23 protein-coding genes are annotated in these 25,011 nt (G+C 62.5%); 7 read left to right on the top strand and 16 right to left on the bottom strand.

Going from position 1 to position 25,011, the window contains the following annotated elements:
* The first annotated feature begins 391 nt into the window (after positions 1-391).
* Positions 392-1,156, top strand: a complete 765-nt coding sequence (locus QCL51_RS22405; RefSeq protein WP_003249597.1) for an SDR family oxidoreductase — start codon at positions 392-394, stop codon at positions 1,154-1,156.
* A gap of 49 nt (positions 1,157-1,205) precedes the next feature.
* Here QCL51_RS22405 and QCL51_RS22400 read toward each other — a convergent pair whose 3' ends face one another.
* From QCL51_RS22400 to QCL51_RS22385, 4 genes are all read right to left on the bottom strand, one after another.
* Positions 1,206-1,454: a hypothetical protein gene (locus QCL51_RS22400; RefSeq protein WP_021784441.1), complete on the bottom strand. Its 249-nt coding sequence runs from the start codon at positions 1,452-1,454 to the stop codon at positions 1,206-1,208.
* Between the two features lie 105 nt (positions 1,455-1,559).
* Entirely contained in the window at positions 1,560-2,660 is a 1,101-nt protein-coding gene (locus tag QCL51_RS22395; RefSeq protein ID WP_028697880.1) for an AGE family epimerase/isomerase, read from the bottom strand.
* Between the two features lie 50 nt (positions 2,661-2,710).
* The gene (locus tag QCL51_RS22390; protein ID WP_021784439.1) at positions 2,711-3,346 is read right to left on the bottom strand and encodes a TetR family transcriptional regulator; all 636 of its coding nucleotides are present in this window, start codon (positions 3,344-3,346) and stop codon (positions 2,711-2,713) included.
* Positions 3,347-3,468: 122 nt separating this feature from the next.
* Positions 3,469-4,056, bottom strand: a complete 588-nt coding sequence (locus tag QCL51_RS22385; RefSeq protein ID WP_338444286.1) for a phage infection protein — start codon at positions 4,054-4,056, stop codon at positions 3,469-3,471.
* Positions 4,057-4,396: 340 nt separating this feature from the next.
* Here QCL51_RS22385 and QCL51_RS22380 point away from each other — a divergent pair, with 340 nt between their 5' ends.
* Positions 4,397-6,463: an AsmA family protein gene (locus tag QCL51_RS22380; protein ID WP_021784437.1), complete on the top strand. Its 2,067-nt coding sequence runs from the start codon at positions 4,397-4,399 to the stop codon at positions 6,461-6,463.
* 37 nt (positions 6,464-6,500) lie between these two features.
* Here the strand turns inward: QCL51_RS22380 and QCL51_RS22375 are convergent, their stop codons facing one another.
* Together QCL51_RS22375 and osmE are read right to left on the bottom strand one after the other, a co-directional pair.
* A complete protein-coding gene (locus QCL51_RS22375; RefSeq protein ID WP_020192925.1) occupies positions 6,501-7,031 on the bottom strand; it encodes a ferritin-like domain-containing protein in 531 nt (176 codons plus the stop codon).
* A gap of 42 nt (positions 7,032-7,073) precedes the next feature.
* A complete protein-coding gene (gene osmE, locus QCL51_RS22370) occupies positions 7,074-7,415 on the bottom strand; it encodes an osmotically-inducible lipoprotein OsmE (protein WP_021784436.1) in 342 nt (113 codons plus the stop codon).
* A 124-nt stretch (positions 7,416-7,539) separates the two neighbouring features.
* On the opposite strand from osmE, the gene QCL51_RS22365 reads away from it, so the two are divergent.
* From QCL51_RS22365 to QCL51_RS22355, 3 genes are all read left to right on the top strand, one after another.
* Positions 7,540-8,430, top strand: a complete 891-nt coding sequence (locus QCL51_RS22365) for a triacylglycerol lipase (protein ID WP_021784435.1) — start codon at positions 7,540-7,542, stop codon at positions 8,428-8,430.
* Between the two features lie 833 nt (positions 8,431-9,263).
* Positions 9,264-9,551, top strand: coding sequence for a PsiF family protein (locus tag QCL51_RS22360; protein WP_101196730.1), 288 nt, complete (start codon positions 9,264-9,266; stop codon positions 9,549-9,551).
* A 69-nt stretch (positions 9,552-9,620) separates the two neighbouring features.
* The gene (locus tag QCL51_RS22355) at positions 9,621-10,628 is read left to right on the top strand and encodes a membrane protein (RefSeq protein WP_021784434.1); all 1,008 of its coding nucleotides are present in this window, start codon (positions 9,621-9,623) and stop codon (positions 10,626-10,628) included.
* 52 nt (positions 10,629-10,680) lie between these two features.
* Here the strand turns inward: QCL51_RS22355 and QCL51_RS22350 are convergent, their stop codons facing one another.
* Positions 10,681-11,952: an Hsp70 family protein gene (locus QCL51_RS22350; RefSeq protein ID WP_021784433.1), complete on the bottom strand. Its 1,272-nt coding sequence runs from the start codon at positions 11,950-11,952 to the stop codon at positions 10,681-10,683.
* A gap of 164 nt (positions 11,953-12,116) precedes the next feature.
* On the opposite strand from QCL51_RS22350, the gene cbpA reads away from it, so the two are divergent.
* The gene (gene cbpA / locus QCL51_RS22345) at positions 12,117-13,076 is read left to right on the top strand and encodes a curved DNA-binding protein (RefSeq protein WP_019437188.1); all 960 of its coding nucleotides are present in this window, start codon (positions 12,117-12,119) and stop codon (positions 13,074-13,076) included.
* Positions 13,077-13,078: 2 nt separating this feature from the next.
* Positions 13,079-13,384: a chaperone modulator CbpM gene (locus QCL51_RS22340; protein WP_021784432.1), complete on the top strand. Its 306-nt coding sequence runs from the start codon at positions 13,079-13,081 to the stop codon at positions 13,382-13,384.
* Positions 13,385-13,442: 58 nt separating this feature from the next.
* On the opposite strand, the gene QCL51_RS22335 is transcribed toward QCL51_RS22340, so the two are convergent.
* From QCL51_RS22335 to QCL51_RS22295, 9 genes are all read right to left on the bottom strand, one after another.
* Complete coding sequence (locus QCL51_RS22335; RefSeq protein WP_028697873.1) at positions 13,443-13,958, bottom strand: GNAT family N-acetyltransferase; 516 nt, start codon at positions 13,956-13,958, stop codon at positions 13,443-13,445.
* Between the two features lie 31 nt (positions 13,959-13,989).
* Entirely contained in the window at positions 13,990-14,688 is a 699-nt protein-coding gene (urtE, locus tag QCL51_RS22330; protein WP_003249634.1) for an urea ABC transporter ATP-binding subunit UrtE, read from the bottom strand.
* Positions 14,689-14,826: 138 nt separating this feature from the next.
* Positions 14,827-15,684 carry an urea ABC transporter ATP-binding protein UrtD gene (gene urtD, locus QCL51_RS22325; RefSeq protein WP_021784430.1) on the bottom strand — a complete coding sequence of 286 codons (858 nt, stop codon included), beginning with the start codon at positions 15,682-15,684 and terminating at the stop codon, positions 14,827-14,829.
* On the bottom strand, positions 15,681-16,760 hold the full coding sequence (gene urtC, locus QCL51_RS22320; RefSeq protein ID WP_021784429.1) for an urea ABC transporter permease subunit UrtC: 1,080 nt from the start codon (positions 16,758-16,760) through the stop codon (positions 15,681-15,683). Before urtC ends, urtD begins: the two co-directional genes overlap by 4 nt.
* Positions 16,760-18,214, bottom strand: a complete 1,455-nt coding sequence (gene urtB, locus QCL51_RS22315; protein WP_252460525.1) for an urea ABC transporter permease subunit UrtB — start codon at positions 18,212-18,214, stop codon at positions 16,760-16,762. The genes urtC and urtB overlap by 1 nt, the downstream gene beginning before the upstream one ends.
* Positions 18,215-18,385: 171 nt before the next feature.
* Positions 18,386-19,651 (bottom strand): urea ABC transporter substrate-binding protein, encoded by a 1,266-nt coding sequence (gene urtA, locus QCL51_RS22310; protein WP_003249642.1) that lies wholly within the window; start codon positions 19,649-19,651, stop codon positions 18,386-18,388.
* A 187-nt stretch (positions 19,652-19,838) separates the two neighbouring features.
* Complete coding sequence (gene cycA, locus QCL51_RS22305; RefSeq protein ID WP_021784427.1) at positions 19,839-21,245, bottom strand: D-serine/D-alanine/glycine transporter; 1,407 nt, start codon at positions 21,243-21,245, stop codon at positions 19,839-19,841.
* Between the two features lie 221 nt (positions 21,246-21,466).
* The gene (locus tag QCL51_RS22300; protein WP_101196731.1) at positions 21,467-22,834 is read right to left on the bottom strand and encodes a PepSY domain-containing protein; all 1,368 of its coding nucleotides are present in this window, start codon (positions 22,832-22,834) and stop codon (positions 21,467-21,469) included.
* A gap of 55 nt (positions 22,835-22,889) precedes the next feature.
* Positions 22,890-24,956 carry a TonB-dependent copper receptor gene (locus QCL51_RS22295; protein ID WP_101196732.1) on the bottom strand — a complete coding sequence of 689 codons (2,067 nt, stop codon included), beginning with the start codon at positions 24,954-24,956 and terminating at the stop codon, positions 22,890-22,892.
* Between the last annotated feature and the right edge of the window lie 55 nt (positions 24,957-25,011).

The raw sequence follows: 25,011 nt of genomic DNA, 5'->3' as shown, positions 1-25,011 counted from the left end.
ATCATTTTTTGTTCATATCCCCTTTGTGGATGATTTTCTCTGATTTTCACAACCCCTGCGTGCACTTCAAACGCAGCGAAAATCCTGTGGATAAGTCTGTGAGAAAACGTTGGACAGACCGTTGCAGGCGGCATGTTTGAAAGCCTTGCGTCATCACCTAAAAGATATCCACCGACCGCAACCCGCTGAAAGGGTTCCGTGCAGTGGACAAGTTGCCCCCAATCCGTGGGGAAAGCCCTGTGGATAACATGCGCATACCTGGCGGCGAGCCCTCTGTCGCAAGGGTTTGACGAATATGAACAAAAAATGAACAGCCCCTGAGCGGCTTGCTGCCAGCGCTGTCCGCGGGCATGCTGCAAAGCTGGCATGAACCTACCGCGAGGAACAGAGCATGACGTCCACCGTATTCATCACTGGCGCGACTTCCGGTTTCGGCGAGGCCACTGCCCGCCGCTTCGCCGAAGCCGGCTGGAAGCTGGTACTCACTGGGCGCCGCAAAGAGCGCCTGGATGCCTTGTGCGCTGAACTGTCGGCCAAGACCGAAGTGCATGGCCTGGTGCTGGACGTGCGTGACCGCAAGGCCATGGAGCAGGCTATTGCCAATCTGCCGGCCGGTTTTGAAAAGATTCGCGGTCTGGTCAACAACGCCGGCCTGGCGCTGGGTGTGGATGCTGCGCAGAACTGCAGCCTTGACGACTGGGAAACCATGGTCGACACCAACATCAAGGGCCTGATGTACACCACTCGCCTGCTGCTGCCACGGCTTATCGCCCATGGCCGTGGCGCGTCGATCCTGAACGTCGGGTCCGTGGCGGGCAACTATCCGTACCCGGGCAGCAACGTGTATGGCGGCACCAAGGCCTTCGTCGGCCAGTTCTCGCTGAGCCTGCGTTGCGACCTGCGCGGTACTGGCGTGCGTGTGAGTAACATCGAGCCTGGCCTGTGCGAGAGCGAGTTCTCGCTGGTGCGCTTCGGTGGTGACCAGGCCAAGTACGATGCTACCTACGCGGGTGCGGAGCCGATCCAGCCACAGGATATTGCCGAGACCATCTTCTGGATCCTCAACCAGCCGGCGCACATCAACATCAACAGCCTGGAACTGATGCCGGTGAGCCAGGATTGGGCAGGGTTTTCGATCGACCGATCAAAAGGCTAGGCACAAGCCGCGAACCGGAAAGACCCGGTTCGCGAAACAACCGCATCGCTCAGTTGATGAAACTAAAGCCGGTTCTGTCTTCAGGGATGATGCCTAACGCTTGAAGGACATCGTTGATGGCGTCATGGCGGCCCATGTCCTCAGCCGTTGCTTCGCAGTTGATGACACGGCGCAGGCTTAGCAGGTAGCTGAGTTTGCCATGAGAGTGCTCGTCATAGCGGTGGCCGTGATCGATAATCTTCTGTGCCGCTCGGTTGATCTGCTCTTCGACAAATGCCTTGAAGGCTTCTGCTTCCATTTTGGTAACTCCTGAACGTTCGAGAAAGGAGCACCAACATAGGCGTGGGGAGATGCTTCCGGCAGAGGGAAGCGCTCACCCCTGACAGGTTCGTTGTATGGACAGTCAGGTGTTCGCCTGATTCAGCCCTTCCAGGCAGGTAGCCAAGTGATAAGGCGTGGTCGATGGCATGTCATCCCTGCTCACCGCGCCGTCACCACCTCGGCACTCATACCAGCCCGCGTCACGCAGGAACCGCGCTGAAAGCGCGCCTAACTGCCCAGCTAGCTTTGCTTCGCTACCTTCACGCAATGTAAGCGCCCGCAGGTACTCGGCCTGCGCCCAGATACGCTGGGAGGCATCAAGCACCCGGCCATCCGCCTTCAGCATGGCCAGTACCGCTGCATCCTTCACCCCGCATTGCTCGGCAAAGCCGAAAGCCCGGTCAATTGAGGCATGCAGCGGCGTCTCACGCAGCAGCGGGGAGGTATGCAACAGATAGAACCACTCGAACTGGTGCCCCGGCTCGAACCAGTTATCCACAGCCCCGCGTGGCTTTTCCAGCATCAGGCCATGGACCGGGTCAATGAAATGCGTCTCCAGCGCCTGACACAATTGCAGCAGTGACTGGCGGACATGTTCGTCGCCACGCACAGCCAGTACCTGCAGGAACGCTTCGGCCAGGTGCATCTGTGGGTTTTGCAGCGGGCCAGTGCCGAGGTCGGCCCAGTCTTCGCCCAGGCAGGCTTCGTACAGGCCATCGTCACGGGCAAACTGCTGGTCGATGATGTCCAGCGCGGCATTCAAACTGGACTCCACCAGGCTTTCGCGCACTTTGCCCCAGTAGTGCGCGCAGGCGAACACGATGAAGGCGTGGGTATACAGGTCCTTGCGCCGGTCCAGCGGCTTGCCGTGGGCGTCGATGCTGTAGAACCAGCCACCGTGCTCGGCGTCGTGGAAGTGCTTTTGCAGCGAGCGAAACAGGGCTGCGGCACGCTCGGCGGCTCCCGGCTGCCCGATACGGCTGCTGAACAGGTAAAGCTGGCGCGCACAGGCCATGGCGCGGTAGCGCTGCACCGGCAACGGATGGTGCTGGGCGTCCAGCGCTTCGTAGGGCAGGGCCATGTCGGCGTTCCAGCCCGGGCCTTGCCACAGCGGCACGATACGTTCGGCGAAGTGCTGGTTGAAGCGGGCCAGTTCGGGCAGGGTGGGGCGGGGGTCGGACATTTAGGCGCTCGTCGCTGTCGGGCAGGGCGCCATGGTAGCAGAAGTGGGTTTCAGTAGCCTGGGTTGCCGAGTCCCTGCCAATGCCGTGCCCCGACAAAGATGAAGCGCAATTGCTGGGTGATCTTTTCCTGCGGCGTCAGGACCTGTGGATAACCCGCTTCCGGGTTGTCGATAAGCTCGGGCAGGGTGGCGAATACGGTCTTGACCACCAGGTCGGCCATCACCGCCAGCGCAGCGCTGTCCAGGTGTTGCCATCGCTTCATCCGCGCAAGGTCGGTGGCAAGGTCGTCGCTGATATCCTGGCGCAGGCGGGCAATGGCCTGGCGCACGGCCTGTGAACCGCCGTACTGCTCGCGGGCCAGGAACAGGAACTGCGCGTGATGGGCGGCTACCACATCGAGAAAGATGCGCACCGAAGCGTCGGTGATGCCGCCCAGTTCGAACTCGTTCTGGCGCACCAGGCGGATGGTCTGGCGGAAGGTGGTGTCGATTTCGGCGACAAGGGCCAGGCCCAGGGCGTCCATGTCGGAGAAATGCCGGTAGAAGCCGGTCGGCACGATGCCGGCTGTCTTCGCCACCTCGCGCAGGCTGATACTGCCGAAACCACGGCCACTCTCCATGAGCAGGCAGGCGGCATCGAGCAGGGCCTGGCGGGTCTGTAGCTTCTGTTCGGCGCGCGGCAGCATGGTGCGGGCTTCTGTAACGGTCAGGCTGGGCACTCTAGATAAAAAAACAAAGCCCGGTCAATGGACCGGGCCTGGAGGGGAGCAAGCGTTTTGACATAAGTTGTTCTTTTCGGCCATGGCGATCAGCTCACACGGCTGAGTTCAACCAGGCGATCCGAGCCACCCTCAGCGACACGGCCAGCTTGTTCGATCAGGCGATCCGAGCCACCTTCAGCAACTCGGCCACTTTGTTCGATCAGGCGGTCCGAGCCACCTTCAGCGACACGGCCAGCTTGTTCGATCAGGCGGTCCGAGCCACCTTCAGCGACACGGCCAGCTTGTTCGATCAGGCGATCCGAGCCACCTTCAGCAACTCGGCCACTTTGTTCGATCAGGCGATCCGAGCCACCTTCGGCGACACGGCCAGCTTGTTCGATCAGGCGATCCGAGCCACCTTCAGCAACACGGCCACTTTGTTCGATCAGGCGATCCGAGCCACCTTCAGCGACACGGCCAGCTTGTTCGATCAGGCGATCCGAGCCACCTTCGGCGACACGGCCAGTGCGTTCGATCAGGCGATCAGAACCACCTTCAGCTACGGCTTTCAGCGGCTGGGCAATTTCGGCAGCGCTGGAGCGCGCTTCGGACGTCAGGTGTTGCTCGGACGCTGGCAGGGCGAAAGCGTTGGCGGCCAGAAGGGACAGGGTCAGGGTCAGCAGATGGCGTTTCATGATTTCGGTGCTCCTCTCGGGGGCTGGAAAGTGGGTACGGAGCCAATGCTACGCCGCGTAACGCCAGAGAGAAGTTCATATGGGTAATGGTAACAATCGACCATATTGATAGAGGTTGGAAAGGCCTCTATTCCAAGCCTTGCAGGCGTAATGACAATCCCCTGACCCTGTTGATGGTAGGTAACATGTGCGCCGTGGCGCGACAGATTCCTGAGCAAAAGGCCAGGAAAAACTTCGCTATCATGGCGCCATCGATAAAACCTCGCGGGTTTTCATCAGTCGGAGTTATTGAGGCCATCGCTGCGCCTGTTTTCTGTCATGCCGCAAGGAGAATTACGCAATGACGCGTCCCGCCAGAATCCTCGTCTGGACCCTCGCCAGCCTGCTCACCGTGCTGGCGATCCTGGTGGTAGTGATTGCCACCTTCGACTGGAACCGCGTCAAGCCATTGCTAAACGAGAAGGTCTCCGAAGCCTTGCATCGGCCCTTCGCGATCAACGGCAACCTCGCCGTGCACTGGCGTACCGAACCCGAAGAGGGCGGTTGGCGTGCCTGGGTGCCTTGGCCGCACTTCATTGCCGAAGACCTGACGCTGGGCAACCCCGAGTGGCTCAAGGAGCCGAAGATGGTCGGCCTTGAGCGCGTGGAGTTTCGCCTGGCGCCGCTGCCGCTGGTGTTCCAGCAGATCAGCATACCCCGCATCAACCTCACCAAGCCCACTGCCAGCCTCACTCGCCTGGCCGATGGCCGTGCCAACTGGGTCTTCGACTTCGGCCCCAAGGATGAAAACGCTGAACCTTCCAAATGGCAGCTGGACATCGGCGCCATCGGCTTCGATCAGGGCAACGTCAGCTTCGACGACCAGACCCTGAAAACCAGCATGAAGCTGCAGATCGACCCGCTTGGCAAACCAATCCCGTTCAGTGAGATTGTCGGCAAGGCCAGTGCCGAGAAGGTCGGTGGTGCGCAGGACTATGCCTTCGGCCTCAAGGCCCAGGGCCGCTATAAAGGCCAGCCAGTGTCCGGCACCGGCAAGATCGGTGGCCTGCTGGCCCTGCAGGACGCCAGCCAGCCGTTCCCGCTGCAGGCCGACGTGCGCATCGCCGACACCCATGTGGTCCTCGCCGGCACCCTCACCGACCCGCGTAATCTTGGCGCCCTCGACCTGCGCCTGCGTTTGTCGGGTGCCAGCCTGGGTAACCTCTACCCCTTGACCGGGGTCACCTTGCCTGACACCCCGGCCTATTCCACCGACGGTCGCCTCAGCGCCAACCTGCATGCGGCGGCAGGGGCGACGTTCAATTACCAGGGCTTCAACGGCAAGATCGGCGACAGCGATATCCACGGGGACCTGGCCTTCGTTGCCAGTCAGCCACGGCCCAGACTGTCCGGTAACCTGGTATCGAACCAGTTGCTGTTCAAGGACCTGGCGCCGCTGATCGGCGCCGACTCCAATGCCGAACAGAAGGCCCGCGGCGGTGCCAGCAAGCAGCCTGCAGGTAAGGTGCTGCCAGTGGAGGCGTTTCGCACCGAGCGCTGGCGCACGATGGACGCTGACGTCACTTTTGCTGGCAAGCGCATCGTGCACAGCGCGCAGCTGCCGTTCAATGACCTGTCGGCCCATGTGGTTCTCGAAGACGGCCTGTTGCGTCTGGAGCCCCTGCGCTTTGGCGTGGCTGGCGGCAGTCTGGCCTCCAACATCCGCCTGGACGGGCGCAGCGTGCCCTTGCAGGGGCGTGCGAAGTTGACTGCGCGGGGCTTCAAGCTCAAGCAGCTGTTCCCCACCTTTGCGCCTATGCAGACCAGTTTTGGTGAGCTCAATGGTGACGCCGACATCAGCGGCCGTGGCAACTCGGTAGCCGCCTTGCTGGGTACAGCCAATGGCGACCTGCGCATGCTGATCAACGATGGCGCCATCAGCCGCAGCTTGATGGAAATTGCCGGGTTGAATGTGGGCAACTATGTGGTCGGCAAGTTGTTTGGTGATGAGGACGTGAAGATCAACTGTGCGGCTGCTGATGTTGGCATCAAGGATGGACTGGCGACTACGCGACTGTTCATCTTCGATACCGAGAACGCGATCATCTACATCAACGGCACGGCAAATTTCGCTTCCGAGCAACTGGATTTGAACATCACCCCGGAATCGAAAGGGCTGCGGTTGTTCTCGCTACGTTCACCGCTGTATGTGCGCGGACCGTTTGTCAAACCGAGCGCCGGTGTGCAGGCACTGCCGCTGGCGTTGCGCGGCGCAGGGATGGTTGCGCTGGGTGTTGTTGCCGGGCCGGCGGCGGGGTTGCTGGCGCTGATTGCGCCCAGCAGCGGGGATGACCCGAACCAGTGCACACCGTTGTTGCAGCAGATGAAGGCAGGCAAGGCGCCGGCAACGGTAAAGGCGCAGAAATAGCAGGGGCCGCAAAGCGGCCCCAGAAGGGTGTCGGAAATCAAAGGCCTTGCAGCAGGTCGGACATATCGTCCGCGTGTTCTTCTTCCTGCGCCAGGATGTCTTCGAATATGCGACGGGTAGTCGGGTCCTTATCCCCGATGTACTGAATGATTTCCCGGTAGCTGTCTATGGCGATCCGCTCTGCCACCAAGTCTTCCAGCACCATCTCTTTCAGCGAATTGCCGGCCACGTACTGGGCATGCGAGTTCTTGGTCAGGTTGTCGGGGTTGAAGTCCGGCTCTCCGCCAAGTTGCACAATGCGCTCGGCCAACTTGTCGGCATGTTCGGCTTCCTGGTTGGCATGTTCCAGAAATTCCTCGGCAGCCACACTCGCTTTTATGCCGCTGGCCATGAAGTAGTGGCGTTTGTAGCGCAGCACACAAACCAGCTCGGTGGCCAGCGATTCATTAAGCAGGCGCAGGATCTGCTCACGGTCGGCGTGGTAACCCTCGGTCACTGCGCCTTGCTCCACATGCTGGCGTGCACGCTCGCGCAGGGTTTTCACATCGGTCAATTCAACATTGCTCATGGTTATCTCCAGCAGGGGTCAGGGTCAGGTTGGAGCGCAGGCTTACGCGCCATGCAGGGCGTCGCTGTCCTCTTGGCGTTGTTTGCAGGTCTTGAAGCCTTTGGCATCGACATGGCCGGTGGCATCGAAGCGCACGTAGTAGGGCTGCTGATTGCCATCACGGTTGAGGATGTAGTTGTTGCAGGTGCCCCCGTGCGGCAGGTCGATCACGTTCGACGGGCTGCCGCCAATGGCGATGACCTTCTGCATGGTCATACCGTTCTCCACCTGCTTGACCAGCGGCTCGTCGCGGTAGGTGACGTAATCCACCGGGTTTTCCGGGCGGCTGCCGCAGGCGGTCAGGGTGGCGCTTGCCAGAAGGATTGCCAGGGTCTGCTTGTACATTTTCCCGCTCCTTGCAAAGGGTCTGTGTGGTTTTGAACCACAACGCGCGCCGGGAGTTCGATTGCGATGGTCATGATGGCCGCTGTAGTGTTGGCCTGTCGTCCACGCAAAAGGGGCTGCGTCAATGCAGCAGGATTTGGCCACGCGATACCCGCTGGTGCTGGTGCCGGGCATGCTCGGGTTTGTCCGGATGGTGCTCTACCCCTACTGGTTCGGTATTGTGCCGGCCCTGCGCAAAGGCGGGGCGCAGGTGTTTCCGGTGCAGGTTTCGCCGCTGCATTCCAGCGAGGTACGTGGCGAGCAGTTGCTGGCGATCATTGACGACATCTGCCAACGTACTGGCGTCGACAAGGTCAACCTCATCGGCCACAGCCAGGGCGCCCTGAGCGCGCGTTACGCAGCGGCCAAACGGCCGGGGCGGGTGGCATCGGTCACGTCGGTGGCGGGGCCCAACCATGGTTCTGAGCTGGCCGACCACCTGGAACGCACGGCACCGGGCAATTCACCCCAGGGGCGCATCCTCAAGGCTGTGCTGCATGGGTTTGCCGTGCTGCTGGTGTGGCTGGAAACCGGCTGGCGTCGTGAGCCGCTGCCGGTAGATGTGCACGCCTCGCACCAGTCGCTGACCAGCGCCGGGGTGGCACTGTTCAACCAGGCTTATCCACAGGGCCTGCCGCAAACCTGGGGTGGGGAAGGGGCTTATGAGGTCAATGGCGTACGCTATTACTCCTGGTCCGGCACCCTGCAACCGGGCCTGACAGACCAGGGGCGCAACCGCTTCGACGGCAGCAGCCGCTTCTGCCGCCTCTTCGCACGCAGCTTTATCAAGGAAAAGGGCCATTGCGACGGCATGGTCGGGCGTTTCAGTTCGCACCTGGGGCAAGTGATCGGCGACGATTACCCGCTCGATCACCTGGACATCGTCAACCAGTCACTCGGTGCCGTGGGCAAAGGCGCCGAGCCGGTGCGGCTGTTCACCGAACATGCCGCCCGGCTCAAGGCGGCGGGGCTTTAGCTCAAGCGCCTTGGCGCTAACCGACATCTTGGTGAGCACGGTGCTTCCGACCCAGATGAGGATGGCGGTGGGGGAACAGGTAATTCATTTAGCAGGTCTCGAAAAGCAGTTTTTGGAGGCGTTCGCCGTTACAGCAGATGCGCCTGTAAGGTCGAGCGCCGCCCGCGCGGCGCATCGCGAGCTTTGCTCGCTCCTACGTTTGTTTCGGGCCAGTTATTTCTGGGGGATTTGCGCGCGAACGCCTTGGCGCATGGCTCGATATCGCGCCGTACAAACAAGGCGGTCGCGCGCGTCTGCCACAGGCGTTACTGGCCCGAAACAAACGTAGGAGCGAGCGCAGCTCGCGATGCGCCGCGCGGGCGGCGCTCGATTTCTGCCCCCCCCTAAAACCCACGGCAAACACACCCGGCCATTGCGCAACGTCATGCCAGCCGGTGTGGCCTTGAGGGTATGGCGGTAGAGGTGCGTCGCCTGGGAGACCGAGCGCCGCCCGCGCGGCGCATCGCGAGCTGCGCTCGCTCCTACGTTTTTTTCGGGCCAGTAACGCCTGTGACAGGCGCGCGCGACCGCCTTGTTTGTACGACGCGATATCGCGGCATGCGCAAAGGCGGGCGCGCGCAACTCCCCCCAGGAATAATTGGCCCGAAACAAACGTAGGAGCGAGCGCAGCTCGCGATGCGCCGCGCGGGCGGCGCTCGCTCTATGCACCACCTCAGAACTCACGTCAGGCATCTCTTGCCCGCACCTCGCCAGGCGCGGGGGGGCGTTGAACATTCTTGGCTACACTCAGCTCGACCCCCGTGCATCGGGCGCGGAGCCAAGGAGACCACTCCATGAAAGTGCTGCAAATCCCGTTACTGGCGCTGGCGGTGTTGTTCAGTGCCCAAGGTTTCGCTGCCAATACCGCGCAGCAGGAGAAAATGAAAACCTGCAACGCCGACGCCACCGCCAAGGCCCTCAAGGGCGATGAACGCAAAGCGTTCATGAGCACCTGCCTGAAAAAGGATGCGCCACAAACCCAGCAAGAGAAAATGAAGACCTGCAATGCTGACGCTACCACCAAAGCCCTGAAGGGGGACGAGCGCAAGGCCTTCATGAGCGATTGCCTGAAGAAGAAATGACCTGCGCCTATGCCTGCGCCGCCAAGGCTGGCAGACTGCGGCATTCCCGCTGTCTGCCGTCGAGGCTGTATGACCTTTACTCCCCGTCAGATCACCCTGGCCAGCCTGATCATCGTCATGGCCGGGTTGCTGCTGACTTTGCCCCTGAAGTTGCTGCCCAGCCTGCTGGCCGGTTTGCTGGTGTTCGAACTGGTCAACATGCTGACCCCGCGCCTGCAGCCGCTGCTTGCTGGTCAACGCGCGCGTTGGCTGGCCGTGGCGCTGCTCGGCACTTTGGTGGTCAGCACCCTGACACTGCTGATTGCCGGTGCATTCAGCTTCCTGTTGCACGAGGCGGAAAACCCCGGTGCTTCGCTGGACAAGTTCATGTCCTTGGTCGAGCGAGCCCGCAGCCAGTTGCCCCCCTTCATCGAAGGCTACCTGCCTGCCAGTGCCGCAGAGTTCAAGGTGGCCATCGGCGACTGGATCAAGAGCCACCTGAGCGATTTGCAGCTGGTGGGCAAGGGCATGGCGCACATGTTCGTGACGATGCTGATTGGCATGATCCTCGGCGCTATCATCGCTTTGCAGCGCATTCCCGATATTTCCCGGCGCAAGCCCCTGGCGGCGGCGCTGTTCGAGCGTCTTAGCCTGCTGGTGAAGGCGTTTCGCAACATCGTGTTCGCGCAGATCAAGATCTCGATGCTCAACACGATCTTCACCGGCATTTTCTTGGCCGTGGTGATGCCACTGTTCGACGTGCACCTGCCGTTGACCAAGACGCTGATCGTGCTGACCTTCCTGCTGGGCCTGCTGCCGGTGATCGGCAACCTGATGTCCAATACCTTGATCACCATCGTCGGCCTGTCGCTGTCGATCTGGGTGGCGGCGGCTGCGCTGGGTTACCTGGTCGTTATCCACAAGGTCGAGTACTTCCTCAACGCGCGGATCGTGGGTGGGCAGATCAGTGCCAAGGCATGGGAATTGCTGCTGGCGATGCTGGTATTCGAGGCGGCGTTCGGGCTACCCGGTGTCGTGGCGGGGCCCATCTACTATGCCTATCTGAAGAGTGAGCTGAAGCGGGCGGAGCTGGTTTGATCATGTATTGGCCTGTACCGGCGTGTTCGCTGGTACAGGCTAAACAAACAAATCAGGCAGCGCCGTAACGCTTGCGCGCCTCGATAGCCAGCCCGCTACCAATGCTGCCAAAGATGTTGCCTTCTACATGCCGCGCATTCGGCAGCATCGCCGAAACACTGTTGCGCAGCGCTGGAATGCCGCTGGAGCCACCCGTGAAGAACACCGTATCGACCTGGCCTTCGCTTACCCCGGCCTTGGCCAGCAGTTCGGTGACGCTGCCGCGCACGCGCTCCAGCAGGCCTTCGATCGCCTCTTCGAACAGTGCGCGGGTCAGTTCCGCAGTCAGTTCGGGCTCGACGCGGCGCAGGTCGATGTGGCGGCTGTCGCGCTCGGTCAGTTCGATCTTGCTGGCTTCCACTTCCATCGCCAGCCAGTGCCCGGCGCGTTGCTCGATCAATTTGAACAGGCGATCGATGCCGAAGCTGTCCTCGATGTCATAACGCATGCTGCCCAGCGCCAACTGCGATTTCTGCGAGTACAAGGCGTTGATGGTGTGCCAGGTGGCCAGGTTGAGGTGGTAGCTGGTCGGCATCAGCGCACCGCTCTTCATGCGGCTGCCGTAGCCAAACAACGGCATCACGCCCTGAAGGCTCAGTTGCTTGTCGAAGTCGGTACCGCCAATGTGCACACCGCCGGTGGCGAGGATGTCACTTTGGCGCTCGGCGACCAGGTGGCGCTCGGGCGACAGGCGGATCAGGGTGAAGTCCGAGGTACCACCGCCGATGTCGACGATCAGCACCAGCTCTTCGCGGCTGATGCTCGACTCATAGTCGAAGGCCGCGGCAATCGGCTCGTACTGGAACGACACGTCCTTGAAGCCGATTTTGCGCGCCACCTCGGCCAAGGTGTCTTCGGCCTCCTGGTCGGCAGCCGGGTCTTCGTCGACGAAGAACACCGGGCGGCCCAGCACCACCTGGTCGAATTCACGGCCAGCGGCTGCTTCAGCGCGCTTCTTGAGCTCGCCGATGAACATGCCCAGCAGGTCCTTGAACGGCAAGGCGCTGCCCAGCACGCTGGTGTCGTGCTTGATCAGCTTCGAGCCCAGCAGGCTTTTCAGCGAGCGCATCAGGCGGCCTTCGTAGCCTTCCAGGTACTCGTGCAGCGCCAGGCGGCCATACACCGGGCGCCGCTCTTCGATATTGAAGAACACCACCGAGGGCAAGGTGATCTTGCCGTCTTCCAGGGCAATCAGCGACTCGACGCCAGGCCGGTGCCAGCCGACCGTGGAGTTGGAGGTGCCAAAGTCGATGCCCAGGGCGCGGGCCGGGGATACGTCAGACATGGGAAATGGGCTTCCGGAGGCAAAACGGCCGCGCAGTGTATGCCAGTTGGCTACAGAATCAAGACCAGTCGTCTGCCTTGAGACAAACCCAAGTCGGTCTTGAAAGGCTATGCTTGACCCCTATCTTCAGTTGCAACATGCACATTCACATTGGTGATCCATAAATGGACTTCAAAGACTATTACAAGATACTCGGCGTAGAGCCCACTGCGGACGACAAGGCGATCAAGGCCGCTTACCGCAAACTGGCGCGCAAGTATCACCCCGATGTCAGCAAGGAGCGCGACGCCGAAGAAAAATTCAAGGAGGCCAACGAGGCCTATGAGGTGCTGGGCGACGCGCAGAAACGTGCCGAGTTCGACGAAATTCGCAAGTACGGCGGCCAGCATGGCCGGCCGTTCCAGGCACCACCGGGTTGGGAAAATCGTGGCGGTGGCGGCGGCTTCGAAGGCGGCGACTTCTCCGACTTCTTCAGCTCGATCTTCGGTGGGCGCAGTGCTGGTGGCAATCCCTTCGGTGGCGCCCGGCAGCAGCAACGCAGTGCCGGCAGGCGGGGGCAGGACGTGGAGCTTGAACTGGCAGTATTCCTTGAAGAGACCCTGAGCAAGGAGTCCAAGCAGATCAGCTTCCAGGTGCCGCAAACCAATGCCATGGGCCAGCGCACCGGCTTCACCACCAAGACCTTGAACGTGAGGATTCCGGCCGGGGTGACCGACGGCGAGCGCATCCGCCTCAAGGGCCAGGGCGCGCCGGGCAGCGGTGGCGGGGCCAACGGTGACCTGTTCCTGACCATCCGCATGGCACCCCACCCGCTGTTCGATGTCGAAGGTCATGACCTGATCATCACTGTGCCGTTGGCACCGTGGGAGGCGGCCCTGGGCGCCAAGGTGGCGGTTCCGACCCTGGATGGCAAGATCAACCTGACCATCCGCCCTGACAGCCAGAGCGGCCAGCGCCTGCGTGTACCGGGCAAGGGCCTGGCGAACAAGCAGGGAGAGCGCGGCAACCTTTATGCGCAGCTCAAAGTGGTGATGCCACCCGCGTCGGACGAATCTGCCCGCGAACTCTGGACCAAGCTTTCCGAGAAAGCTGCGTTCAACCCGAGGACACAATGGAGTAAGTGATCATGAGCAGCACCCTGATCGTTCAACTGGACATGCGTACCCTGTGTCAGGAAGCCGATGTCACGGCTGAATGCGTGATCGAAATTGTCGAGCACGGCATTGTCGAACCTTCCGGGCGAACGCCGGAGGACTGGCTGTTTGACGATCAGGCGCCGCTGGTGGCCAAACGAGCGGTGAAGCTGCACCAGGAGCTGGAACTGGAGTGGGAAGGGGTGGCGCTGGCGCTGGAACTGTTGCAGGAAGTGCAGCAGTTGCGCAGTGAGAACAGCATGCTGAAGCAGCGGCTGGGCCGGTTTATCCAGATGTAGGCTCCCTTGCCGACATCTGTGGGGGCGACACAAGGCCGCTCCCACAATGGACCGCATTTCAGGCCGGTTCGGCGCCCGGGTTCAGCACCAGCTGCATGAAGGTCAGATCCAGCCAGCGGCCAAACTTCACCCCCACCTGCGGCATCTGTCCGGTCACCACGAAGCCCAGTCGCTCATGCAGGCGCACCGACGCTGCATTGCCACGCTCGATCGCTGCCACCATCACATGCTTGCCACACCCGCGCGCGCGCTCGACCAGTGCCGCCATCAACACCGGCCCGAGCCCTTTGCCACGCTGGTCACTGCGGACGTACACCGAGTGCTCAACGGTGAGGCGAAAGCCCTCGAACGGCCGCCAGTCGCCGAACGAGGCATACCCCAGTACGCCCGTCTCATCTGTTGCTACCAAAATCGGGTAGCCCTGCTGCGCCCGCGCTTCAAACCAGGCCTGGCGGTTGCCGAGGTCTACCGGGTTTTCGTTCCAGATCGCCGTGGTGTTGAGCACCGCGTCGTTGTAGATGTCGAGTATGCCTGGCACATCGATGGGCAGGGCATCGCGGATTTCGTAGCTCATGACAGCGTCTCGCAAGGTCGTTGCTCGCAGATTAAATGGTTACCAGCCCGCGTACACCTTCGGCTTGCATGTTTTCGCCGCGACCGCGCTGGATGATTTCGCCGCGGGCCATGACCAGGTACTGGTCAGCCAGTGCTTCGGCGAAGTCGTAGAATTGCTCCACCAGCAAAATTGCCATGTCGCCACGCTCGGCCAGGCGGCGGATGACCGCTCCAATCTCCTTGATCACCGACGGCTGGATGCCTTCGGTCGGCTCGTCGAGAATCAGCAGGCGCGGGCGGCTGGCCAGGGCGCGGCCGATGGCCAGCTGTTGCTGCTGGCCGCCAGAGAGGTCGCCACCACGGCGCTGCTTCATCTGCTCCAGCACAGGGAACAGTTCGTAGATGAAGGCCGGTACCTCGCGGGCTTCGCGGGCGGGGAAGCGCGACAGGCCCATCAGCAGGTTTTCCTCGACGGTGAGGCGCGGGAAGATTTCGCGGCCCTGGGGCACGTAGGCGATGCCGGCCTGCACCCGTTGCTGTGGTTTGAACGCGGTGATCGGCTTGCCTTCCCATTCGATGCTGCCGTCGCGGGCGGGCACCAGGCCCATCAGGCAGCGCAGCAAGGTGGTCTTGCCCACGCCGTTACGGCCCAGCAGGCAGGTCACTTCGCCGACCTTGGCTTCGAAGGACAGGCCACGCAGGATGTGGCTGCCGCCGTAGTACTGGTGCAGGGTGTCGATCTTGAGCATGTGAGAGTTCCTGAAAGGGATGCTGTGCCTGTGCCCGCCTTTTCGCTACAGGAGGCGTAATGCCATGGGGCGGTTCCCGTTGTAGGAGCGGGCTTGCCCGCGAAGAGGCCGGCACAGGCGCCAAAAATTCAAATCCGGTCAACGGCCCAGATACACCTCGACCACCCGCTCATCCGCCTGCACCTGCTCCAGCGAGCCTTCCGCCAGCACGCTCCCCTGGTGCAGCACGGTCACATGGTCGGCAATACTGCCGACAAAGCCCATGTCATGTTCCACCACCATCAGCGAATGCTTGCCGGCCAGGCCCTTGAACAGCTCGGCGGTAAACTCGGTCTCGGCATCGGTCATGCCGGCTACCGGTTCATCCAGCAGCAGCAGTTGCGGCTCCTGCACCAGCAGCATGCCGATCTCCAGAAACTGCTTCTGCCCGTGCGACAGCAAGCCGGCCTGGCGCTGGGCCAGCGGCAGCAGGCGCAAGGTGGCCAGCACTTCCTCGATGCGCTGGCGCTGGTCACCGCTAAGGCGCGCCGCCAGGCTGGCCCATACCGACTTGTCGGTCTTCAGCGCCAGTTCCAGGTTCTCGAATACGGTCAGCGCCTCGAACACTGTGGGCTTCTGGAACTTGCGGCCAATGCCGGCCTGGGCGATCTGGTATTCGCTCATGCGGGTCAGGTCGAGGGTATCGCCGAAGTAAGCCGTGCCGCTGTCGGGACGAGTCTTGCCGGTGATTACGTCCATCATCGTGGTCTTGCCGGCGCCGTTGGGGCCGATGATGCAGCGCAGCTCGCCCACCCCGATGTACAGGTTCAGCGTGTTGAGCGCCTTGAAACCATCGAAGCTGACGCTGATGTCTTCCAGGCTCAGCACCGTACCGTGGCGGGTGTCGAGGCCGGCCTTGCGGCTGTGGCCCAGGCCAATCGCATCGCGCCCGGCACCGAGGTTGTCGAATACCGGTTCCAGCATGAATTCCGGGTGGACTGGGGGCACGCCTCTCATGGCTGGCTCCTTTTCTTCAACAGGCCGACCACGCCCTTGGGCAGGTACAGGGTGACGAGGATGAACAACGCGCCGAGGAAGAACAGCCAGAACTCGGGGAAGGCCACGGTGAACCAGCTTTTCATGCCATTGACCAGACCGGCACCGAGCAGTGGGCCGATCAGCGTGCCGCGCCCGCCCAAGGCTACCCAGACGGCGGCTTCGATCGAGTTGGTCGGCGACATCTCGCTGGGGTTGATGATGCCCACCTGCGGCACGTACAGCGCACCGGCCAGGCCGCACAGCACGGCGCTCAGTACCCATACCAGCAGCTTGAAGCCGCGCGGGTCGTAGCCACAGAACATCATGCGGTTTTCAGCGTCACGCACGGCGGTGAGCAGGCGGCCGAACTTGCTGCGGGTCAGGCGCCAGCACAGGTACAGGCTGGCCAGCAGCAGGGCCACGGTCAGCAGGAACAACACCGCGCGGGTGCCTTGGGCCGCAATGTCGAAGCCGAGGATGGTGCGGAAGCTAGTGAAGCCGTTGTTACCGCCGAAGCCGGTTTCGTTGCGGAAGAACAGCAGCATGCCGGCAAAGGTCAGGGCCTGGGTCATGATCGAGAAGTACACGCCCTTGATCCGCGAGCGGAAGGCGAACCAGCCGAACACCAGCGCCAGCAGCCCGGGCGCCAGCACCACCAGGCACAGGGCCCAGGCGAAATGCTGGGTACCGGCCCAGTACCAAGGCAGCTCGGTCCACGACAGAAAGGCCATGAACCCGGGCAGGCCGTCGCCGGCTGCCTGGCGCATCAGGTACATGCCCATGGCATAGCCGCCCAAGGCGAAGAACAGGCCATGGCCCAGCGACAGCAGCCCGGCATAGCCCCAGACCAGGTCCAGGGCCAGGGCGACGATGGCGTAGCAGAGAATCTTGCCGACCAGGGTCAGGGTGTAGGCCGACACCTGCAGGGCGTGGTCTGCCGGCAGCAGTGAGCACAGTGGCAAGGCCACCAGCAGCAGGACGACGACGGCACCGATGGCAAGGGTCAGGCGCGGGCCGGCCTTTTGCGTAGCAGTGACAAGCAGTGGCTGGTTCATCAGTCGATTACCCGTCCCTTGAGGGCGAACAGGCCTTGCGGGCGTTTCTGGATGAACAGAATAATCAACGCAAGGATGAGGATCTTGCCGAGTACGGCACCAATCTGCGGCTCCAGCAGCTTGTTGGCGATGCCCAGGCCGAACGCGGCCCAGAGGCTACCGGCCAGCTGCCCGACGCCGCCGAGCACCACCACCAGGAACGAGTCGATGATGTAGCTCTGGCCCAGGTCCGGGCCGACATTGCCCACCTGGCTCAAGGCCACGCCGCCGAGCCCGGCGATACCCGAGCCCAGGCCAAAGGCGAGCATGTCGACGCGCCCAGTGGACACGCCGCAGCAGGCGGCCATGTTGCGGTTCTGGGTGACTGCGCGCACGTTCAGGCCCAGCCGGGTACGGTTGAGCAGCAGCCAGGTGAGCAGCACCACGGCCAGGGCGAAGCCGATGATGACCAGACGGTTGTACGGCAGCACCAGGTTGGGCAGCAGCTGGATGCCACCGGACAGCCAGGCCGGGTTGCTCACCTCGACGTTCTGCGCGCCGAACAGCAGGCGGATGGCCTGGATCAGGATCAGGCTGATGCCCCAGGTGGCCAGCAGGGTTTCCAGTGGGCGGCCGTACAGGTGGCGGATCACCGTGCGCTCCAGCGCCATGCCTACCCCGGCACTGACAGCAAACGCCACCGGCAGTGCAATCAGCGGGTAGAACTCGATGGCGCCTGGGGCGAAGCGCTGCAGCAGTACCTGGACCATGTAGGTGCTGTAGGCGCCGAGCATCAACATCTCGCCATGGGCCATGTTGATCACCCCGAGCAGGCCGAAGGTGATCGCAAGGCCCAGCGCTGCCAGCAGCAGGACCGAACCCAGCGACAGGCCGCTGAAGGCCTGGCCGAGCAGTTCGCCGACCAGCAGTTTGCGTTTGACCTGGGCCAGGCTCGTTTCGGCGGCTGTGCGCACGCCCGGGTCGCGTTCCGCATCGGGCTGCAGCAGGGCTTCGAGGCGGGTGCGGGCCAGCGGGTCGCCGGTTTCACCCAGCAGGCGCACGGCGGCCAGGCGTACCGCAGGCTCGCTGGCGCCCAGTTGCAGGTTGGCCAGTGCCAGGCCGAGGGCGGCCTGCACGGCGGCGTCCGGCTCGCTGGCGAAGCGCCGGTCAAGGAAGGCCATTTGCGCGGGTTTTGCGGTTTTTTGCAGTTGTTGTGCGGCGGCCAGGCGGGTGTCGCTGTCGTCGCTGAGCAGCTGATGGCTAGCCAGGGCGTTGTTGATCAGGCCGCGCAGGCGGTTGTTCAGGCGTACCTTGCGCGTGTCATCGGTGGCGATGCGGCCCTGGCGCAGGTTTTCCAGTAGCGGCAGACGCGCGGCATCGGGTTGCGCCGCCCAGCCTTCGAGCAGGCGGGCCTGCTCGGCGGGCTTGGCGGTGAGAAAGAATTCACCCTCGCTGGCGTGGGTTGCCAAGGGCATTAGCAGGAGAAGTGTGAGCAGGAGTCTGAGCATGCGGGCAATCCTGGAAATCGGTGTTGGATTCTTCGCGGGTAAACCCGCTCCTACAGGGATTTCACCGGTCCAGAGGGCAGTGGGGAACCTGTGGGAGCGGGCAAGCCCGCGAATGGGCTGCAAAGCAGCCCCGTGCACTCAGTTACCTTTCACGGCGTAATCTGGCCGCTTGTCATTGCCCGGAATGAACGGGCTCCATGGCTGCGCCCGCAGTGGCTGCTCGGTTTCCCACACCACGCTGAACTGCCCGTCATCCTGAATCTCGCCGATCATCACCGGCTTGTGCAGGTGGTGGTTGGTCTTGTCCATGGTCAGGGTGAAGCCCGACGGTGCCTCGAAGCTCTGCCCGGCAAGCGCTTCACGCACCTTGTCGACGTCGGTGGACTTGGCTTTTTCCACCGCTTGCGCCCACATGTGGATGCCTACGTAGGTGGCTTCCATGGGGTCGTTGGTCACGGCCTTGTCGGCACCCGGCAGGCCCTTGGCCTTGGCGTAGGCCTTCCAGTCGGCGACAAATTTCTGGTTGACCGGGTTATCCACCGATTCGAAGTAGTTCCATGCCGCCAGGTGGCCCACCAGCGGTTTGGTGTCGATGCCGCGCAGTTCCTCCTCGCCCACCGAGAAGGCCACCACCGGCACGTCGGTGGCCTTCAGTCCCTGGTTGGCCAGTTCCTTGTAGAACGGCACGTTGGAGTCACCATTGACTGTGGAAATGACAGCGGTCTTGCCGCCGGCGGAGAACTTTTTGATGCTGGCGACAATGGTCTGGTAATCAGCGTGGCCGAACGGCGTGTACACCTCTTCGATGTCCTTGTCGGCCACGCCTTTGCTGTGCAGGAATGCGCGCAGGATCTTGTTGGTGGTGCGCGGGTAGACGTAGTCGGTGCCCAACAGGAAGAAGCGCTTGGCGCTGCCGCCGTCCTCGCTCATCAGGTATTCCACGGCCGGGATGGCCTGCTGGTTCGGGGCGGCGCCCGTGTAGAACACGTTCGGCGACATTTCTTCGCCCTCGTACTGCACCGGGTAGAACAGCAGGCCGTTGAGTTCTTCGAATACCGGCAGAACGGACTTGCGCGACACGGAGGTCCAGCAGCCGAACACCACGGCCACTTTGTCCTGGGTCAGCAGTTGGCGGCTCTTTTCAGCGAACAGCGGCCAGTTGGAAGCCGGGTCGACCACCACCGGTTCCAGCATCTTGCCGTTCACGCCACCCTTGGCGTTGATCTGCTCGATGGTCATCAGCGCCATGTCCTTGAGCGATGTCTCGGAAATGGCCATGGTCCCGGAAAGCGAATGCAGGATACCGACCTTGATGGTCTCGGCGGCCTGGATACTCCAGCTCAGGCCCATCGCCGCAATCGATGCGCTGAGGGTAAGGGCCTTGATCAGACTGCGACGCTTCATGTGCTCTCTCCGCTGAGTTTTTTATGGTGTTGGGCAAGCGGGGAGGGCGTTGCAAGGGGTGTGCCTAGTGGAGAAAGGTGCGGGATAGAGGGGTTGTGCGAGGTGTTGGGGCGTTGGTTGGATCCAGGTTGGTGCCTGATGGATTTGTGTGCACAGGATTGGGGCTGCAGAGCAGCCCCAGAGGCCATCAGCCGTTACGCACTGCCGTGCGCGGATGACGCTTGCTGCGCACACCCTGATAGGTCACCGCCAGCAATACAAACCAGATCGGCGTTACCACCAGCGCTGAACGCGTATCCGCCTCCAGGCTCAGCAACACCAGGATGAACGCAAAGAACGACAGGCACACGTAGCACATGAAGCGCCCGCCCGGCATCTTGTAGTTCGAGGCCTGATGCAGCGCCGCGCGGTTTTTGCGGTACTTCAGGTACGACAGCAGGATCAGCGTCCACACGAACATGAACAGCACCGCCGAGACGGTGGTGACCAGGGTGAACGCCTCGACCACGTTCGGCACCAGGTAGATCAGCACCGCACCGAGCAACAGGCAGGTGCACGAGAAGTACAGGCCGTTGGCCGGCACCGAACGGCTCGACAGTTTTTCGAAGGCCTTGGGCGCGTCACCTTCCTGCGACAGGCCGTAGAGCATGCGGCTGGTGGAGAATACGCCGCTGTTGGCCGACGAGGCCGCTGAGGTCAGCACCACGAAGTTGATGATGCTCGCCGCCGCTGGCAGGCCTGCCAGCACGAACAACTCAACGAACGGGCTCTTGCCTGGCACCACGTCGCGCCACGGGGTTACGGCCATGATCGCGATCAGCGCCAGCACATAAAACACGATGATACGGATCGGGATCGAGTTGATCGCCCGCGGCAGGGTGCGTTCCGGGTTCTTCGCTTCGGCGGCGGTGGTACCCACCAGCTCGATGCCGACGAAGGCGAACACGGCGATCTGGAAACCGGCGAAGAAACCCATCAGGCCATGGGGGAACATGCCGCCATCATTCCACAGGTTGGCCAGTTGGGCGGTGCGCCCGCTGGGCGAGGTGAAGCCGGTGATGACCATGTACAGGCCGGTGGCAACCAGGCCAAGGATGGCCACGATCTTGACCAGGGCAAACCAGAACTCCAGTTCGCCGAACATTTTTACGGTTACCAGGTTCAGCGACAGCAGCAACCCTACGCAGGTCAGCGCTGGAATCCACTGCGGCAGGTCGGGGAACCAGAACTGCGTGTAGGCGGCGATCGCGACCACATCGGCAATGCCGGTGACCACCCAGCAGAACCAGTAGGTCCAGCCGGTAAAGTAGCCGGCCCAAGGGCCGAGCAGGTCCGCGGAGAAGTCGATGAACGATTTGTAGTTCAGGTTCGACAGCAGCAGTTCGCCCATGGCGCGCATGACGAAGAACAGCATGAAGCCGATAATCATGTAGACGAAGATGATGGATGGCCCAGCCAGGCTGATGGTTTTGCCCGAGCCCATGAACAGGCCGGTACCGATCGCGCCGCCGATGGCGATCAGCTGGATGTGGCGGTTGGTCAGGTTGCGTTGCAGGTGCGGTTCATCTGTCGCTATGGGTGAGGTTTGCGTCATAGGCTGCATTCCCTTGTAAAGGCCAGTCTTCTTGTCAGAGGTAGCCGGCTAGGCTAACACGCGCGTTCCAGTTCGGGGCGCGACAGATCGACTCTCCATTTGCAGCTCAGCATTTGGCCTGTACCGGCCTCTTCGCGGGTAAACCCGCCCCTACAAAGGCAACGCGGTCCCCTGTAGGAGCGGGTTTACCCGCGAAGAGGCCAGCACAGGCAACACAAGGCTCAAGCGCTGGCCAAGACCCTGCGGCGCCTCACCACCAAACTATCCACCCCCCACATCACCACCATCGACACCCCTACCAGCGGGAACATCACCCCCAGCACCAGCATCACTGCCACCGCCGCCTTCCAGCGTGGCAGGTCATGACGCAAAGGCGGTACGCCCAGGCCGCCGTCCGGCCGGCGCTTCCACCACATCACCAGCCCGCTCACCGAACCCAGCAGGATCATCAGGCACACCAGCAGGATGATGATCTGGTTCAGCGCCCCGAACATCTTGCCTTCGTGCAGCATCACGCCCAGCTCGGTGGCGCGGGCAACCGGGCTGTAGTCGTGCCAGCGCACATCGGCCAGAACCTTGCCGGTGTATTGGTCGACATGCAGGGTGGCGTCGTTGCGCGGGTCGTCGGCGAACACGGCAATGGTGAACACGCCGCCGGCAGTGGTGGGCAGAGTAATGCTGTAGCCCGGCTCGACCTGACGCGAGGTGGCAATGTCTTCGACTTGCTGCAAGCTCACCAGGGGCGCTGCGGGCATGTCCGACATCATGTGGTGCCCGGCATGCTCAGCGTGTGCACCGGACTGCGGCATCGGCGTGTTTTCCATGGCCCAGGGCACAGTCTGACGGTGCGCGCTGTTCAGTTCACGCGCCTGCTGGTCCGACTTGGGCACGTCGTTCCACATGGCTGCCGGGAAGCGGTTCCACAAATCAGCGTACTGCTTGCCCCACAGGCCGGTCCAGGTCATGCCGCTGAGCAGCATCAACAACAGCAAGGCCGAACCCCAAAAGCCGGTTACCGCGTGCAGGTCACGCCACAGCAGTCGGCCGCGTGCCGACAGCCGCGGCCAAAGTACGCCGGCGCCATTGCGCCCGCGCGGCCACCACAGGTACAGGCCCGATACCACCAGCACGATGCCCCAGCCCGCAGCCAGTTCCACCAGCCGGTCGCCGACCGTGCCGACCATCAGTTCGCCGTGCAGGGCGCGGGCGACGGCCTGCAGGTTCTGCTTGCCATCCTGCTCACCGAGTACCTTGCCGCTGTATGGGTCGACGAACACGTTCAGTTCACGCCCGCCGTCCTGCACCACGAACTGCGCACTACGCTCTGCATTCAGTGGCGGCAGGTATTGGCTGATGTGGCCCTTGGGGTAGGCCTGGCGCACTTCAGCCAGCATCATGTCTGCGCCCTGGCGGTGGTGGCCGGCCTCGACCACCATCAGATCGCGGTACAGCAGCGGGTCGAGCTGGGGCTTGAACAGGTAGATGATGCCGGTGATTGCCAGCAGGATCATGAACGGGGCCACGAACAGCCCTGCATAGAAATGCCAACGCCAGGCCAGGTTATAGAATGAGACGCGTGTTCCTCTCATGGGAACCTCCTTTTTGACCAGCTGAGGGGCGCAACCGAAGCTGCGCCCGTTGTTGTCAGAAGCTGAAGTCGACCTTGGTCCAGAAGGTCCTGCCTGGCTCGTTGACCGGCTGTGGATCTGTAGCCGGGTAGCCAAACCCGGCGTTCCCGGCCAGGTTCAAGTGCTCGGCGTAGGTTTTGTCGAACAGGTTGTCGACCCCTGCGCTGAGCTTGAGGTTGTTGTTCACCTTGTAGGCGCCGTTCAGGGAGAACACGCCGAAGCCGGCGCTCTTGTCGTAGTCCTTGCCAACGACGTTCCCTTGGTTTTCGGCAATGCGGTTTTGCGCCGCCACCAGCCGCCACAGTGCGCCGACGCTCCACACATCGCGGCTGTACGTCAGGCCCATGCGGCTTTCCAGGGGAGGCATTTGAGGTAGCGCTTTGCCATCGCTGCTGTTCTTGCCCCAAGCGTAGGCAAGCGTGGCGTCGGCCTTCCAGTTTTCAGTCAGCTGGTAGGCGGCGCCCAGTTCGCCACCCATGATGCGGGCGTCGATGTTCTGCGCCTGCGAGGTGCTCATGCCCATCATGCCAGTGCGATAGTCGAACAGGATGTAGTCGCGAATCTGCCCGACATAGCCCGAAGCCCAGGCCTCCAGGCGTTCAGTGCGGTACTGGATGCCGAAGTCGAGCTGGGTGGTTTTTTCTGGCTTGATGCTGTCGAAGGCATTGGCCGAGCCGGGTGGTGCCAGCTTGGGTGAGAACAGCTCCCAGTAGTCGGGGAAGCGCTGGGCATGGCCGAGGCCGATGTAGGTGGTGGCCGGGATGGCCGCCAGGTCGTGCTCGTAACGGATGAAGCCGCTTGGCAGGGTATCGGCGCGGGTGTCGCCTTCGGTGGCGCTCGTTTTGCGGAAGTCGCGCGCCGAGGCGCGGTCCAGACGGGCGCCGGTAATCAAGCGGTCCTCACCGCTGACGTACCAGGTCAGTTCGCTGAAGGCGCCGTAGTTGTGGAAGTCGGCGTCCTTGGTCCAGGCCTGGCCCTTGTGTGCGTTCACACCCATACCGCCACGCTGTCGATGTTCATTGGTTTGCGCGTCGATGCCGCTGATCAGCTGCACGTCGGCCCAGCGCCAGGTGGCTTTGATGCGTGCCCCCATGGTGCGGCGGTCGACGTTGCTGACCATCGGCATGCCCATCATGCCGGTGCCCGACGGTGTGCGAAGGCTGTAGTTGTCCATCACATGGTCGGCGTAGTTGTAGTAGACCTGCGCCTCGACCTTGTCGAGCACCTCGCCGAGGTTGGACTTCTCAAAGCGCAGGCCCAGGCTTTCGCGCTTGAACTGCGAGCCGTCCATGCCGCGCCCGGCGTACCGGGCTTCGCCATCACCCTTGCCGGCAGTCAGCTCCAGCAATGTGTCCTGGTCGGGAGTCCAACCGAGAGCGACATCGCCGTTCCACTTGTCCCAGCGCGACGGCACGGTGTCGTTGTTGCCGTCGTGGTAGTCATCCGAACGTGACTGGTTGCCGACGAAGCGGGCGTAGGCCTGACTGTTGCCGGCCGCGGCATCCAGCACCTTGTCGAAGCGGCCGTTGGAGCCGGCCAGCAGGCTTGCGTTGACGCGGCTGCCGAGGGTGCCGAATTTCTCCGGTTCGCGCTCGAAGAGGATGGTGCCTGCCGAGCCGCCGGGGCCCCAGATGACGCTCTGCGGGCCTTTGATCACGGTCAGGCGGTCATAGGTTTCTGGCGAAATATAGGACGTGGGCGCGTCCATGCGATTGGGGCAGGCCCCAAGCATCAGGCCTCCGTTGGTGAGGATGTTCAGACGCGAGCCGAACATGCCGCGCAATACCGGGTCGCCGTTGGTACCGCCGGCACGGATTGCCGAGAAGCCGGGGATGGTCTTCAGGTAGTCGGCTCCGTCGCTGGCCGGCACTGGCTGGCGCGGGTCTTTCGGGTTGGTGACCACGGTCAGCGGCGAACTCGGGGCCACGGCGGTGATCACCGTCGGGCTCAACTCGGGTGCGTCGTGCACATGGCCTTCATGGCCAGGGTCGGCGGCAAGGGCCATGGGGGCGAGCAGCGAGCCGCACAGGGCGGCGATGGTCCCACGCAGGGACAAGGCAAAAACAGGGGTGCAGCCGGACATAATGATTCCAGTCGATCAGTCATGAGTTAGCGCGAAGCCTCCTGGCGTCGTGCGC

This window comes from Pseudomonas sp. LTR0 (assembly GCF_036630035.1).
Classification (GTDB): domain Bacteria; phylum Pseudomonadota; class Gammaproteobacteria; order Pseudomonadales; family Pseudomonadaceae; genus Aquipseudomonas; species Aquipseudomonas putida_Y.
Note: the sequence above shows the minus strand (reverse complement) of the source record. Positions and strands in the feature narration are given on the sequence as shown.